Raw genomic sequence first — 13,596 nt, 5'->3', positions numbered from 1 at the left:
CCTTGGAGGCGCCCATCGCGTTCCGCTCGATGCACGGCACCTGCACCAGGCCGCCGACGGGGTCGCAGGTGAGGCCGAGGTTGTGCTCCATCGCGATCTCGGCGGCGTTCTCGACCTGCGCTGACGTGCCGCCCAGCACCGTGCACAGGCCCGCGGCCGCCATGGAGGACGCGGAGCCCACCTCCGCCTGGCAGCCGCACTCCGCGCCGCTGATCGAGGCGTTGCCGGAGTACAGCGAGCCGACGGCAGCGGCGGTGAGCAGGAACCGGCGGACGAGCGTCCGCTGCTCGGGGCCCGCGTCGGGGCGGAGGCGCGCGACGGCGTGCGCGAGCACCGCGGGCACGATGCCCGCCGCACCGTTCGTCGGCGCGGTGACGACGCGCCCGCCCGCCGCGTTCTCCTCGTTCACGGCCATCGCGACCGCGTCGAGCCAGTCGACGCCCTCCCGGGTCGCGTCGACGTCGGCGAGCAGCCGGGCCGCGATGCCGGGTGCGCGGCGACGCACGCGCAGGCCGCCCGGCAGCTCGCCCTCGGTGGTGAGCCCCGCGTCGATGCAGGCGGTCATCGCCGTCCAGATCGCGTCGAGGCCCGCCAGCACCTCCGCCTCCGGGCGCAGCGCGCGCTCGTTCGCGAACGCGATCCCGGCGACGTCCGTGCCGTCCGCCGCGGCCATCGCGAGCAGCTGCACCGCCGTGCGATACGGGTGCGGCAGCGTGATCGCGGCCGGACCGGCGTCCGCCGCCCCCTCCCGCTCCACCACGCCGCCGCCGATCGAGTAGTACGTCTCCGCCGCGAGCACGGTGCCGTCGGCGGCGAGCGCCCGGCACTCGAGCGCGTTCGGGTGCCGGGGGAGGCGGGTGAGCGGCGCGAGCTCGACGTCGGCGCGCGCGAGCGGCACGTCGTGGCCGCCGATCCGCACGGGCGTGCCGTCGAGGCCCCGCCACCGGCCGCGGACCGCATCCGGGTCGCAGGTCGTCGGCTCGAGCCCCGCGAGCCCGGCCACGACGGCGTCGGGCGTGCCGTGCCCGATGCCGGTCGCGCCGAGGGAGCCCAGCAGCCGGATCCGCACCCGCGCGATCGGACCGCGGACCCCGAGCAGCCGCGCCGCGAAGTCGTGCGCGGCCCGCATGGGGCCGACGGTGTGGGAGGAGGACGGCCCGATCCCGATCCGGAACTGCTCCAGAGCGGATCGGTAGACGCCGCGCGCCGCATCGGTCATCGGCACCTCCCGCACCCGTCCACCGTACGCGGGGCCTAGGCTGGAGGGGCATTGGTTGTTGTTCTGCGGTTGGTTCAAGCTCTCCCGGGGTCCCCGGCGAACTCGGACACGTGCGTGCAGCGTGGTGTGCCGGCGCGGATCACCGCGTCGCGCGAGTTCGACAGAAGGAGATGCAGATGGCTACCGGAATCGTGAAGTGGTTCAACGGCGACAAGGGCTTCGGCTTCATCGCCCCCGACGACGGCGGCGCCGACCTGTTCGCGCACTTCTCCGCCATCCAGGGCCGCGGCTTCCGCAGCCTGGAGGAGAACCAGCGCGTCGAGTTCGACGTCGCGCAGGGCGACCGCGGCCCGCAGGCCGCGAACATCCGCGCCCTGTAGGTCTCAGAGACACAAGGACGGCCCCCGTGCATCGCACGGGGGCCGTCCTGCATCCCGGCTGGATCAGCGGAGCGCCCGCACCTCCACCGAGTCGAACACGGTCGTGAACCCGGCGCCGCCCATCGACACCAGGCCGATGCGCGGGGCGGCGCCGAGGTCGGCCGTCCAGGTGCCGCCGGTCCGGAAGGTGCGGCCGTCGACGCTCGTCGCGGCGGTGTAGGCGACCTCGCCGGCCACGACGTGCCGGGTGATCCGCAGCCAGGTCCAGGTGTCCCCGACCGGCCCGACGACGCCGTTGCCGTAGGAGGGGGAGCCCGCCGAGTCCTGCACCCCGAACTCGGTCTGCCTGGTCTCGAAGATCGAGGACACCGCGAGCTTCACGTAGTGGCCGTCGCTGCCGCGCACGAGCAGGCCGCCCTGCACGTAGTTGTGGTCGTCGCCCGTGTCCGGCACGGTCGTGCGCACCTTGGCCGTCACCACGTAGTCGCCCGCCGGCGCCGCCTCGGTCAGCACGGAGGCGGCCGGCGTCGTGGGCGGGTGGATGTCCGCGTCCTGGGTGCGCCAGCGCAGCGCGCCGCCCGACACGGACCAGGTGCTCGCCGCCGGCTTCCGGATCCACGACCAGCGGTCGGTGAGGGCCGTGCCGCGGAAGTCGTCGGACAGCGCGGCGATCGCCCGACCCGGGTGCTCCGCGTCCGGCGGCGCCGTCCGGCCGCGGTCCCGCTGCCCGGGCTGCGCCGCGGGGGCGGGCTGCGGGGAGTCGGACGGCCCCCGCCCGGCGCGGACGACGGGCCAGCCGCCGCGCCAGTCGACCCGGTCCAGCAGCACCGCGCGCTTCGTGTAGTCGGTGGTGCCGGCGACGTAGGGGTCCGTGCGGTCGACCGCGTGGTACGCCATCCAGTCCTGCCCGGCCGCATCGGTGAGCACCGACTCGTGGCCCGCGCCGACCCAGCGGTTCCCGTTCTGGCTGAGCACCGGGGTTCCGCCGACCTTCGCCGCGAGCACCGACCGGCCGTCCGCGTCGACGAACGGCCCGAGCGGGCTGCGGGACCGCGCGGCGAACACGCTGTAGCCGGTGAGCGGTCCGGCGCAGCAGTTCGTCGCGGAGGCGAGCAGGTAGGTCCAGTCGCCGCGCCGGACGACGTTCGCGCCCTCGTAGCGGTTCGCGATCGCGATGCGCCGCTCGGTCGACGCCGCGGTCGACAGCCCGTCCGCGGACAGCTCGCGCACGAACAGGCCGCCGAAGTAGCTGCCGAAGTACAGGTACCGCTTCGCGCCGACGGTCAGCACCTCGGGGTCGAACGTCCAGCGCGGCTCGCCCGGCGCCGTCGGGTTGTCGGCCGGCGCGACGACGGGCTTCCCGGTCGCCTTCCATGGACCGGTCGGCGAGGCGCTCGTCGCGACGCCGATCGCGGACCCGCCGCCGGGCAGCGTCGTCTCCGGAGCCGTGAAGTACAGGTACCAGCGGCCGTCGCGGTGCTGGATCTCGGGCGCCCAGAGGCCGGCGTCCGCCGCGACCCACGACGGCCTGGTGGTGAAGGCGTCCCCGGCGTACGTCCAGTGCACGAGGTCGGTCGACCGGTAGGTCGGGATCAGGTGCTGGACCGGCTCGCCCTTCGCGTCCGCCTCCGTCGGGTCGATCGCGTCGCTCGTGCAGTACAGGTACCAGCCGCGGTCGCCGCCGACACCCCTGGTCACGTCCGGGTCCGCGCAGTTCTCCGCCCGCTGGCCGTCCGGCAGCCGCAGGTCGAGCGGGTTCGTGAAGGTCGGGCCGCCACCGCCCCCTCCTCCTCGCGGCGCGGCATCGGCGCCGGCGGGCGCGGCGAGCGCGCCGGCGATCAGCGCGAGCATCAGGACGGAGGGCAGGAAGCGGGCCACGTGGGCCTCCCACGGCATCGGGGGACGGGTGCGGGCAGGGTGCCAGCAGGACCTGACAGGCGGCTCCGTCCCGGGCTACTCGAGCTGCGCCCAGAAGCGGAGGATCGCCCGGCTCAGCGCGCCCGGCCGGTCGAGCGGGACGAGCGTGCGGGTGCCGGGGATCTCCTCGACCCGCGCGAGGGGTGCGAGCGCGGCCGCCTCCGCCGCCCGCGCCGCCGGCCAGCCGCTCGTCCCGTCGCCGGCGATCATGAGCACGGGCGCGGTGACGCGCGGCAGCAGCGCGGTGAGGTCGGGGCGGCCCACGTCGAACCGGGCGACCGAGCGGGCGGCCTGCAGGCGGCCGGCGAGCAGCAGCGCGTCGAGCACGGCGCCGACGGTCTGCGGCTCGGTTCCCGACGGCCGCGACAGCTGGTCGGCGACGATCGCGCGGCCGACGGCACCGACCGGTCCGACGACTCGGAGGCGCCGCAGCGTGCGCCGCACGCGCCGCCGCTCCTCCCGCGGCATCGGGCCGGGGTCCGCCATCGCGGCGACGAGCGTGCGGATGAGGGCGGGGGAGCCGGCCGCGAGCTCGAGGCCGACCCGGCCGCCCCAGCCGGACCCTACCCAGTCGACGGGCGAGCCGGGGGACAGGGTCTCCACGACCTGCCGCGCGGCGTCCAGCACCGCCTCCGGGCCGGCGCCCCGGGCGAGCCGGCCGCTGCGTCCCCAGCCCGGCCCGTCGACGACGAGCAGGCGCCGGCCGGGCAGCAGCGCCGGGATGAGGTAGCCCCAGCTCGACCCGTCCGCGTAGAGCCCATGCCAGAGCAGGGTCGGCAGGCCGGCGCCGAAGCCGTGCACGGCGACCGTGCCGGCCCGGGTGGCGATCTCGACGGGCTCCGCCGAAGCCGGCACGCGCACCTCCTCGTCCTGGTCCTGGTCCTGGTCCTGGTCCGATCCTGCACCGGATCCAGGCACGCCTTCAGTCGCTGAAGACGACCGCGACGCCCCAGCGGACGCCGTCGTCGACGTCGACGGCGAGCCGCACCGGCCGGTCGCCCGCGTCGTAGCGGAAGGTCGTGATCGTCAGCACGCCGGCCGCCTGCTCCCCGCCGCGGGCGGTCTGCCGGATCCACTGCTGCTCGCCCGCCGAGTCGACCTGCCGCCGGTAGGTCGTCCAGGCGGCGACGGCGTCGCCGCCGAGCACCAGCAGCACCGTCGCCCGCCCCCGCACCGTGTCGGCCGGCACCGGCGCGAGCGGGAGGTCGACGGTACCCGTGCCCGCCTTCTCGATCGTGAAGTAGCGCGTGGCGCCGCTGAGCGCCTCGGGGGAGCGGTGGGTCACCAGGTACGCGGCGATGCCCGCCTCGCGGCCCTCCGCGAGGTTCTGCTGGAACCCCTCCCGGTCGCTGCGGTCCGACGAGGCGACCTGCGGTGCGCGGATGCCGCCCTGCCGCTGCCCCTCCCCGACGCGCAGCGCGGCGACGCCGATCGCCGCGACCACCACGGCGACCGCGACGACGACCACCGGCGTCAGACGGCGGCGTGGCCGGCGCGAGCGGGGCGCCGGCCGGTCGGGCGCGTCGGCGATCGGCGCGACCGCGGCCACCGCGTCCGTCGCGACGGCCTCGTACCGGGCGACGTCCTCGGCCGAGGCGTCCGGCCCGTAGAGCCGGCGGCGCAGCGCGTCCGCATCGTCGCCAGGCATCGGACCAGTGTGGGCGCGGAACGGCAGTTGCGCGACCTGTCCTCGTTCGGGTCTGCTGATCGTCGTACTCGTGGCGGCGCGCCCGGCGCCGCAGCGAGGAGGCACCCGTGCTGTTCGTGATGCTCGTCCGCGTCGACCCCGACCTGCCCGTCCCGGCGGACTCGGACGTCGACCCCTGGGTGGAGGAGGGGCGGCGCACCGGCACGCGCCTCGGCGGCGCACCCGCCGAGGACCCGTCCTCGGCCACCACCGTGCGGGTCCGCGACGGCGCGACGCTCGTCGCCGACGGTCCCGCGCTGCACCAGCGCGAGGCCGTCGCCGGCTACGACCTGCTCGAGGCGGAGGACCTGGACGCCGCGATCGATTCGGCCGCGCAGCACCCCGTCGCGGCGTTCGGCGCCCTGGAGGTGCGGGAGGTGTGGGAGGACTTCGTGCCGGGCGAGGACGCGCCCGCCGAGCCGGACCCCGACGGCGTGGACTACCTGTTCCTCCACGTCCCCGATCACGACCTGCTGCGGACCGCGACCCGGGAGGGCACCGACCCGACGGAGTGGGTCAGGGAGGTGGCGCGGCGCCGGGTGACGCTCGGCGGGCACCGCCTCCGCGACGAGCCGGAGGCGGGCGCGGTCGTCCGCAGGCGGGACGGCGAGCTGCTGGTGACCCGCGGGCCGTTCGCGGAGCTGACCGAGCAGATCGCCGGCATCGACCTCGTGCGGGTCGCGGACCTGGACGAGGCGATCGGGCTCGCGGAGACGCACCCGACGTCCCGCATCGGCACGATCGAGATCCGCCCGCTCGTCGCCGGATGACCGATGCGCTGAGCGCCGCGTTCGTGGACGAGTGGGGGCGCGTCGTCGCCACCCTCGTCCGCCTCACGGGCGACTGGCAGACGGCGGAGGACGCGGCGCAGGACGCGTTCGCGGTGGCCGCGGTCGCGTGGCCGCGCGACGGCGTGCCGGCGAAGCCGGGCGCGTGGCTCACCGCCGTCGCCCGCAACCGCGCGCTCGACCGCCTCCGCCGCGCCGGCCGGGAGGCGCGGCTGCTCGGCGCCCTCGGGACGGTCGCGGCGGAGGAGGGGAGCCAGGTGGAGCCCGACGACGTGCCCGACGACCGGCTGCGGCTGATCTTCACCTGCTGCCACCCGGCGCTGCCGGTGGAGGCGCGCGTCGCGCTGACCCTGCGGACCCTGTGCGGGCTGACCGTCGCGGAGATCGCGGCGGCGTTCGGCGTCGCGGAGCCGGCGATGGCGAAGCGTCTGGTCCGCGCCCGGACGAAGATCCGCGTCGCCGCCATCCCGTACCGGGTGCCGAGCGGCGCGCTGCTCGAGGAGCGGCTGCCGGGCGTGCTGGCGGTGCTGTACCTGCTGTTCACGGAGGGGTACGCGCGGCAGGCGGCGGCGACGCGATGCGCCCCGCGCTGTCCGGCGAGGCGATCCGGCTCACCCGGGTGCTCGCGCGCCTGCTGCCGGACGACGAGGTGCTCGGCCTGCTCGCGCTCGAGCTGCTGCAGGACTCGCGGCGCGCGGCGAGGACGGACGAGCAGGGCGCGATCGTGCCGCTCGACGAGCAGGACCGGGACCGCTGGGACGCCGCGGCGATCGCGGAGGCGGCCGCGGTGCTCGCGGTCGTGGAGCGCGGCTCCGCCGCGCCCGGCCCCTACCGGCTGCAGGCCCGCATCGCCGCCGAGCACGCGCGCGGCCCCGCCGCGGACCGGGAGGCGGTCGTCACCGCCTACGACGCGCTGCTCGCGCTGACCGGCTCGCCCTACGTCGAGCTGGCCCGAGCGGTGGCGGTCGGGAACGCGCGGGGCGCGGACGCGGGGCTCGCCGCGGTGCGCGCGCTCCGGGTCTCCGGCGCGCTCGCGGAGGAGGCGTCCCCGCCAGCGACCGAGGCGGACCTGCTCCGGCGCGCAGGCCGCCTGGCGGAGGCGGCCGGGGCGTACCGCGAGGCGCTCGCGCTGGTGCGGAACGAGGCGGAGCGGCGGCACCTGCAGCGCCGGCTGCGGGAGGTCGCGCCCGCGGCTCAGAGCGGCTTGGCGAGGAAGACGCCGCCGACCTCGTCCGCGTAGAAGCCGAACGGCGGGATGTCGGTGTAGCCGCGCGACCGGTAGAAGGCGATCGCGTCCGCCTGCGGGAGGCCGGTCGCGAGCACGGTGCGCTCGGCGCCCGCCGCCCTCGCGTCCTGCTCGAGCGCCTCCAGCAGCGCGCCAGCGAAGCCGCGCCGCTGCGCCTGCGGGCGCACGTACATCCGCCGCACCTTGGCGTCGGCGGGGGAGCCGTGCAGGAACGACCAGCCGCCCATCGCGACCGGTTCGCCGTCCGCGGACCCGAGCAGGAAGCGCCCGTGCGGTGCGATGAACTCGTCGGCGTCGATCGGGTCGTGGTCCTCGCCGCCGTAGAGCCCGACGTAGTACCGCTGCACCTCGTCGATCAGGAGCAGCGCGTCCGGGTCGTCGAGGCGGGCGGGGCGGAGGTCGAGCACCGGACCAGCGTAGGAGCGGGCCGGCTCGCCGCCCGGCGCTCAGTCCGTGAACACGACGACGGCGCCCCAGCGAACGCCCTCGCCCACCAGGACGAGGAGGCTCGTGGGGGCGCCGCTGCGGTAGGCGATCGTGGTCGTGCCGACCTCGCCCGGCTGGAGGAGGCCGGACCGGCGGTCGACCGGCACCTCTGGACCGCTCCGGTCGTTGGACTGGGCGAGGCGCGTGGCCCGCCACTCGAACTTCGCGGCGTCGTCCAGCACGACGAGGACCGTCATCCGGCCGCCGCGCTCGGCGAGCGCCGAGGGCTCGAGCGCGATGGTCCCGGAGCCGGTGCCGTGGTACTCGTCGCTGGCCGCGCGGGAGATGGTGCGGATCGCGTCCGGCCGCGCGTCGGGGTTGTCCAGGAAGAACTGCAGCAGCCCCGCGTCGCCGCCGCTCGCGAGCGCCCGGACGAAGCCGACCCGGGCGGCGACCTCGATCGGCAGCGTCGTCTGCACCGGCACCGCGACCGCTGGCGGCGTCCTGGTCGCCGCTGGGTCGGGTCCGCGTCCGCCCGCCACGGCGATGCCGGCGGCCCCGACGGCGAGCGCGGTCAGCAGCCCGCCGGCCGCGAGCAGCGCGGTGCGGCGACGCCGGGCCGGCGGGTCGGGCCGCGGGTCGGGCGAGGGCGCCGCCGTCCCCGGCTCGGGTTCGGGACCCGCGAGCGTGCGGTAGCGGGCCACGTCAGCGGCCGACGCCCCTGGCGCGTACAGGCGCCGCCGGAGGTCGTCCGCCGGATCATGCTCGCCGCCCGTCACGGGTCCACTGTCCTCCGTCCCGCCTGGTCCCGCGGTCGCCGGGCGCGTCCTCCGCCGCCTGTCGTACGGTGTGGCCGTCGAGCGCGACGGCGCGCCGGGACGGGAGCGACGGCATGTCGGGTCAGGCGCGGGGGACAGCGGAGCGGGCCAAGGACAGCACCTGGTTCCGCGGAGCGGCGCGCTCCGGCTTCGCGGCGAGCGGGATCGTGCAGGCGCTCGTGGGCGTGCTCGCCATCCAGGTCGCGGTGCAGGGCGGCGGGAGGTCGGCTGACCAGTCCGGCGCGCTGGAGTCCTTGGCGAAGGCGCCGGGCGGCGCGATCGTGGTGTGGCTCGCCGCGATCGGCGGCCTGCTGCTCGCCCTGTGGCTGGTCCTCGACGGGATCCTCGAGCGCGACCCGGACGCGAAGGAGGCGTGGAAGGCGAGGCTGAAGTCGTGGGGCAAGGCCGTCGTCTACGGCGCCGTCGGGGTGACCGCGCTGCGGGTCGCGCTCGGCTCGGGCAGCAGCTCCAGCGGCACCACCAAGCAGGGGAGCGCGACGCTGCTCGACCTGCCGGGCGGGCAGGTCCTGCTCGCGATCGTCGGCATCGCGGTCGTCGTCGGGGGCGGCGCGCTGGTCTACCAGGGCGTCGCGAAGCGGTTCGTGAAGACCATCTCGGTGCCGCCGGGGGAGGCGGGCCGGGCCGTGGTCCTGCTCGGCCGGGTCGGGTACGCGGCGCGAGGGGTCGCCATCGCGGTCGTCGGCGTGCTGTTCGTGATCGCGGCGGTCCAGGCCGACCCGAAGGAGGCGTCGGGGCTCGACGGCGCGCTGCGGTCGTTCGCGGATCTGCCGTTCGGGAAGGTCGTCCTGATCGCGATCGGTGTCGGCTGGATCGCCTCCGGCGTCTACTCGGTGTTCCGCGCCCGGCTCGCGAAGCTCGACTGACCCCGTGATCCTCCGTCGGCTCCGCCCGCTCACCGGCACCCTGCTGGTCGCCACGAGCCGGCGGTGGCGCACCACCTCGACGGTCGTCCTCGGCCCGCGCCGGGAGGCGCTGCTCGTCGACCCTGCCTGGACGCCGGACGACCTCGAGGGGCTCGCCGCCGACCTGCGGCGGCTGCGGCTGCGGCTCGCGGGCGGCCTGTCGACGCACGGCCACTACGACCACGTGCTGTGGCACCGCACGCTGCCGGACGTGCCGCGGTGGGGCTCGGCGCCGACCGCCGCGCGTGCCGGGCAGGGCTGGCCGGCGATGCTCGCGGAGCTCGGCCCCGGCTACCCGCTGACGCTCTACGCCGAGCGGCCCCCGGTGCGGGCGCTGACCGGGGACGGGGTGCCGTGGGCGGGCCAGGAGGTGCGCGCGATCGTCACCGGCGCGCACGATGCGGGGCACACCGCCTTCTGGCTGCCGCGCGAGCGGGTGCTGCTCGCGGGCGACCTGCTGAGCGACGTCGAGGTGCCGCTGATCGCCTCCGGCGACGCCGACGGCGGTGCCTACCGGGCGGGCCTCGCCGCGCTCGAGCCGTTCGTCCGCCGCGCGCGGTTCGTGGTCCCGGGGCACGGCTCGGTGACCGCCGACGGCTCCGCCCGCCTGGCGGCGGACCTGCGCTGGCTCGATGCGCTCGACCGCGGCTCCCCTCCGACGCTCGATGCGCGGACGGCCGACCCGGACAACGCCGCGGAGTGGGACCGGCAGCGGCAGCGCCGCGGCTAGAACGTCGTCTCGGCCAGCGGGGTCCTCGTGCCCGTGACCCGGATGTCGATGGACGCGATGGTGTCGACCGGGATCGCCGTCGCCGCGACGAGCCCCTTCGCCTCGCCCGCGTCCGACGTCCAGGTCGCGACCGTGGAGGTGGTGCCGGCGTCGGTCGTGACGACCAGGCTGTAGCTGGTCGGCGCGTACCCGCCGGCCGACGACCCGCCGGGCGCGCGGTAGTCGCAGGACCAGTCGATCCGGGTGCCCCAGCCGACCGGCGTGACCGTGAGGTCCGCGGAGAGGTGCGAGGCGCCGACCGCGGTCAGCCGGTGCTCGGCGACGGCGGTTCCGTCGCCGGGCTGCAGGGAGCGGGCGATCGACCACCCGGCGGCCGAGCCGCCGACGAGCACGAGGGCGAGCGCCGCCGCGGCGAGCAGCCGAGATAGGCGACGACGACGCACCCGCCGCGCGACGCCGGCCGCCCGGCCCGGAGCGTGCGCCTCGTTCCGCAGCGCGTTGTCGTCCGGCAGGTCGCGCAGCGCGAGCGCCTCGTCCCGGTCGAGCCGGCCGAGGATGCCCGGCAGGCCCGCCAGCTCGCGGACCGAGCGGGAGCAGGCCGAGCAGTCCGCCAGGTGCGCCTCGAACCGGCGACGGTCGTCGGGGGAGAGCGCACCCAGCACGTAGGCGCCGTCCCACTCGTGGATCGGGTCGCTCACCGGGTCACCCCCCGCTCCTGCAGCGCCAGCCGCAGCGCCTTCATGCCGTAGTGGAGGCGCGACTTCACGGTGCCCTCGGCGATGCCCTCCCGCTCCGCGATCTCCCGGACCGGTCGGCCGAGGTAGTGCGCCTCGACGATCGCGGCGCGGTGCTCAGGGGAGAGGGAGCCGAGCGCGTCCGCGACGAGCATCCGGTCGAGCACGGCCTCGGTGTCGTCGGGCGCGGGCCGCTCCGGCACCTCGTCGACGCCGACCTCGCGACGCCGGCGGGCGCTGCGCGCGTCGTCGATGATCAGGTTCCGCGCGACGGTGAACAGCCAGGCGCGCGCCGCGTCCCGGCCGGCGGCGATGCGCCCGGGATGACGCCAGGCCCGCGCGAGCGTCTCCTGCACGATGTCCTCGGCCAGCTCGCGGTCCCGCGTCTGCCGCAGCACGTAGCGGAACAGGTCGGGCCCGTGCTCGTCGGTCAGCGTGCGCAGCATCGCCTCCTCGCCGTCCACGCCCACCTCGCCTTCCGCGTCACCGGTCAGCGACCGGTCGTCGATGAGTACCACGATCCAGGGGCCGGGAAGGTTCAGTGAACCTTCCGCCGCGCTGCTCCGTGGTCCTCTACGACGACCCATCCGCACGCACCGATCGACCAGCACCGCTTCGACAGCACTCACTCATCAGCACTCATTCATCAGCACCGAGGAGCCCGCGCATGACCGCACCCGCCCGTCCCGCCGCCCGTCCCGCCCTGCACCGCACGACTCGCACCGCAGTCGCCGTCGGGGGAGGGCTGCTCTCGCTCGCCGCCCTCGCGGGCTGCGCGCCGACCCCGTCGGGCGGGGCGACGACCGAGCCGGCGGACGGCGCCAGCAGCGCCGCGGCCACGCCCGCGGACAGCGGCTCGCCCGCCTCCTCCTCCGCCTCCACCGCCGCCTCCGGCCTGAAGGACGGCAGCTACACGGCGACCGGGGACTACACGTCGCCCGGCGGCGCCGCCGAGATCGAGGTGACCGTCACGCTCGCCGGCGGGACCATCTCGAAGGTGCAGGTGGTGCCGAAGGCGCAGGACGCGACCGCCCGGCAGTACGAGGCCCAGTTCGCCTCCGGCATCGGCGCGGTCGCGGTCGGGAAGCCGATCGCCGGCCTGCGGGTCGGCGCCGTCTCCGGATCGTCGCTCACCGGTCAGGGCTTCGAGAAGGCCCTCGCCGCGATCCGGTCGGAGGCGGCGGCGTGACGACCGCCGCCCCGGCCCGGCGCGAGGCGCGCGTCGGCCCGGGCGGCCCCGGGCTCGTGCTGGACCGGCTCACGGGCCGCGTCACTATGTACCGGCTCGTCGTGCTGGTCCTGCTGATCACCGCCGTCGGCGCGATCGTCCTGTCCCTGGTCGGCGTCGTCTCCTTCGCGCCGACCGGGCTGCTGGCGGCGCTCGCGGTCTCGGTCGTCGTCGGCTACGGCACGAACCGCCTCCTCGGCGCGATCCGGCGCGTGCGGCCGCACGCCGAGTCCGGCGTGATCACCGGGCTGCTCGGCTTCTTCCTCTTCCTCCCGCTGCCGACCGTGCAGGCGCTCGGCGCGCTCGCCCTCGCGATCACGGTGGCGAACCTCTCCAAGTACCTCCTCGTGGTGCGGGGGCGGCACGTGGTCAACCCCGTCGCGATCGGTGCGGTCGTGCTGCTGCTGACCGGGCTGTCCGGCGCGACGTGGTGGGTCGCGACGCCCGCCCTGCTGCCGTTCCTGCTGATCGGCGGCCTGCTGATCGCCCGCCGCGCCGGGGCGTGGGACCTGGTCCTGCCGGTGCTCGCCGTCGGCGTTGTCGGCACGACCCTGCGCCTCGCGGCCGGGGGAACCGCCCCGGGCGCCGCGCTGTGGACGGCCGTCGCGTCGTACCCGACCGTGTTCCTCGCGGTGTTCATGATGTCCGAGCCGCTCACGGCGCCACCGCGACGCTGGCAGCGCGTCCTCGTCAGCGCCCTGGTCGGGGTCCTCCTGCTGCTGCCCCTGCGCGTCGGCCCGATCCCGATGACCCCCGAGATCGCCCTGGTGCTGGGGAACGCCGTCGCGTTCGCGTTCGGCCAGCGCCGCCGCATCCGGTTCGCGGTCGAGGGCCGGGAGGCGCACCCGGGGGACCTCGCCGAGCTGCGGCTGCGCAGCGAGGCGCCCCTCCGCATCCGGCCGGGCCAGTACGTCGAGCTGTCGCTGCCCGGCGCGAAGCAGGACACCCGCGGTCTTCGGCGGGCGTTCAGCCCCGCGAACGCGCCGGGCGCCGACCTCGTGCGCATCGTGACCAGGCAGCCGGCCGCGCCGAGCGCTTTCAAGCGCGCGCTCGCCGCGTTGCCGGCCGGCGCGACCGTCGCCGGCAGCGTCGTCGCAGGCGACTTCGTGCCCCCGCGGGACCCGGCGCAGCCCGTGGTCTGGCTCGCGGGCGGCATCGGCGTCACGCCGTTCCTCGCGATGGCGCAGGCGGAGCCGAAGCGGGACGCCGTGCTCGTCTGGCGCCTCCGCGCGGAGGACGACCCGGCCTGGGCTGCGGCGGCGCTCGCCGGCACCCGGGTGCTCGTCGTCGGACCGGGCGACGGCCCGCTGCCCGCCGGCTGGCAGCGGATCGGTGCGCGGCTCGAGCCCGACGCGCTGCAGCGGGCCGTGCCCGATCTGCCGGACCGGTCCGCGTACGCGGCCGGGTCGCCCGACTGGGTGTCCGGCGCCCGTGCCGCCGCGCGGTCGGCGGGCGCGCGGCGGGTGCGGACCGACCGGTTCCTCGGGTACTGACTCCCGG

15 protein-coding genes and 1 pseudogene are annotated in these 13,596 nt (G+C 76.6%); 8 read left to right on the top strand and 8 right to left on the bottom strand.

Annotated features, from left to right (window positions below; all coding sequences use genetic code 11):
* The coding region (locus ACFE60_RS04080; RefSeq protein WP_375387559.1) for an L-serine ammonia-lyase at positions 1 to 1,234 on the bottom strand (1,234 nt) is incomplete at its 3' end.
* Positions 1,235 to 1,395: 161 nt separating this feature from the next.
* On the opposite strand from ACFE60_RS04080, the gene ACFE60_RS04075 reads away from it, so the two are divergent.
* The gene (locus ACFE60_RS04075; protein WP_375387558.1) at positions 1,396 to 1,599 is read left to right on the top strand and encodes a cold-shock protein; all 204 of its coding nucleotides are present in this window, start codon (positions 1,396 to 1,398) and stop codon (positions 1,597 to 1,599) included.
* A 63-nt stretch (positions 1,600 to 1,662) separates the two neighbouring features.
* Here ACFE60_RS04075 and ACFE60_RS04070 read toward each other — a convergent pair whose 3' ends face one another.
* The 3 genes from ACFE60_RS04070 to ACFE60_RS04060 all read right to left on the bottom strand — a co-directional run bounded on the left by ACFE60_RS04070 (position 1,663) and on the right by ACFE60_RS04060 (position 5,164).
* Entirely contained in the window at positions 1,663 to 3,477 is a 1,815-nt protein-coding gene (locus ACFE60_RS04070; RefSeq protein ID WP_375387557.1) for a family 43 glycosylhydrolase, read from the bottom strand.
* 75 nt (positions 3,478 to 3,552) lie between these two features.
* Positions 3,553 to 4,371 carry an alpha/beta fold hydrolase gene (locus tag ACFE60_RS04065; protein ID WP_375387556.1) on the bottom strand — a complete coding sequence of 273 codons (819 nt, stop codon included), beginning with the start codon at positions 4,369 to 4,371 and terminating at the stop codon, positions 3,553 to 3,555.
* Positions 4,372 to 4,438: 67 nt separating this feature from the next.
* Positions 4,439 to 5,164 carry a hypothetical protein gene (locus ACFE60_RS04060; protein ID WP_375387555.1) on the bottom strand — a complete coding sequence of 242 codons (726 nt, stop codon included), beginning with the start codon at positions 5,162 to 5,164 and terminating at the stop codon, positions 4,439 to 4,441.
* 107 nt (positions 5,165 to 5,271) lie between these two features.
* On the opposite strand from ACFE60_RS04060, the gene ACFE60_RS04055 reads away from it, so the two are divergent.
* The 3 genes and pseudogenes from ACFE60_RS04055 to ACFE60_RS04045 all read left to right on the top strand — a co-directional run bounded on the left by ACFE60_RS04055 (position 5,272) and on the right by ACFE60_RS04045 (position 7,231).
* A complete protein-coding gene (locus ACFE60_RS04055; protein ID WP_375387554.1) occupies positions 5,272 to 5,973 on the top strand; it encodes a YciI family protein in 702 nt (233 codons plus the stop codon).
* Positions 5,970 to 6,392, top strand: a pseudogene (locus ACFE60_RS04050) (sigma factor); the annotation flags it as partial. The gene ACFE60_RS04055 and the pseudogene ACFE60_RS04050, both read left to right, overlap by 4 nt.
* Before the next feature lie 176 nt (positions 6,393 to 6,568).
* A complete protein-coding gene (locus ACFE60_RS04045) occupies positions 6,569 to 7,231 on the top strand; it encodes a DUF6596 domain-containing protein (RefSeq protein ID WP_375387553.1) in 663 nt (220 codons plus the stop codon).
* On the opposite strand, the gene ACFE60_RS04040 is transcribed toward ACFE60_RS04045, so the two are convergent.
* Together ACFE60_RS04040 and ACFE60_RS04035 are read right to left on the bottom strand one after the other, a co-directional pair.
* Positions 7,186 to 7,644, bottom strand: a complete 459-nt coding sequence (locus ACFE60_RS04040) for a GNAT family N-acetyltransferase (RefSeq protein WP_375387552.1) — start codon at positions 7,642 to 7,644, stop codon at positions 7,186 to 7,188. The two genes, ACFE60_RS04045 and ACFE60_RS04040, sit on opposite strands and share 46 nt — an antisense overlap.
* Before the next feature lie 39 nt (positions 7,645 to 7,683).
* The gene (locus ACFE60_RS04035) at positions 7,684 to 8,442 is read right to left on the bottom strand and encodes a hypothetical protein (protein WP_375387551.1); all 759 of its coding nucleotides are present in this window, start codon (positions 8,440 to 8,442) and stop codon (positions 7,684 to 7,686) included.
* A 113-nt stretch (positions 8,443 to 8,555) separates the two neighbouring features.
* Between ACFE60_RS04035 and ACFE60_RS04030 the strand changes: the two genes are divergently transcribed.
* Both ACFE60_RS04030 and ACFE60_RS04025 read left to right on the top strand, forming a co-directional pair.
* The gene (locus tag ACFE60_RS04030; protein ID WP_375387550.1) at positions 8,556 to 9,365 is read left to right on the top strand and encodes a DUF1206 domain-containing protein; all 810 of its coding nucleotides are present in this window, start codon (positions 8,556 to 8,558) and stop codon (positions 9,363 to 9,365) included.
* A 4-nt stretch (positions 9,366 to 9,369) separates the two neighbouring features.
* On the top strand, positions 9,370 to 10,134 hold the full coding sequence (locus ACFE60_RS04025; protein WP_375387549.1) for an MBL fold metallo-hydrolase: 765 nt from the start codon (positions 9,370 to 9,372) through the stop codon (positions 10,132 to 10,134).
* Here ACFE60_RS04025 and ACFE60_RS04020 read toward each other — a convergent pair.
* Positions 10,131 to 10,832 (bottom strand): anti-sigma factor family protein, encoded by a 702-nt coding sequence (locus ACFE60_RS04020; protein WP_375387548.1) that lies wholly within the window; start codon positions 10,830 to 10,832, stop codon positions 10,131 to 10,133. The genes ACFE60_RS04025 and ACFE60_RS04020 overlap by 4 nt on opposite strands.
* The gene (locus ACFE60_RS04015) at positions 10,829 to 11,314 is read right to left on the bottom strand and encodes a sigma-70 family RNA polymerase sigma factor (RefSeq protein ID WP_375387561.1); all 486 of its coding nucleotides are present in this window, start codon (positions 11,312 to 11,314) and stop codon (positions 10,829 to 10,831) included. The genes ACFE60_RS04020 and ACFE60_RS04015 overlap by 4 nt, the downstream gene beginning before the upstream one ends.
* Before the next feature lie 221 nt (positions 11,315 to 11,535).
* On the opposite strand from ACFE60_RS04015, the gene ACFE60_RS04010 reads away from it, so the two are divergent.
* Together ACFE60_RS04010 and ACFE60_RS04005 are read left to right on the top strand one after the other, a co-directional pair.
* Positions 11,536 to 12,057 carry a hypothetical protein gene (locus ACFE60_RS04010; RefSeq protein WP_375387547.1) on the top strand — a complete coding sequence of 174 codons (522 nt, stop codon included), beginning with the start codon at positions 11,536 to 11,538 and terminating at the stop codon, positions 12,055 to 12,057.
* A complete protein-coding gene (locus ACFE60_RS04005; RefSeq protein WP_375387546.1) occupies positions 12,054 to 13,589 on the top strand; it encodes an FAD-dependent oxidoreductase in 1,536 nt (511 codons plus the stop codon). Before ACFE60_RS04010 ends, ACFE60_RS04005 begins: the two co-directional genes overlap by 4 nt.
* Positions 13,590 to 13,596: the final 7 nt, after the last annotated feature.

It is taken from the genome of uncultured Amnibacterium sp. (genome assembly GCF_964245895.1).
In the GTDB taxonomy this organism is placed as follows: Bacteria; Actinomycetota; Actinomycetes; order Actinomycetales; family Microbacteriaceae; genus Amnibacterium.
Note: the sequence above shows the minus strand (reverse complement) of the source record. Positions and strands in the feature narration are given on the sequence as shown.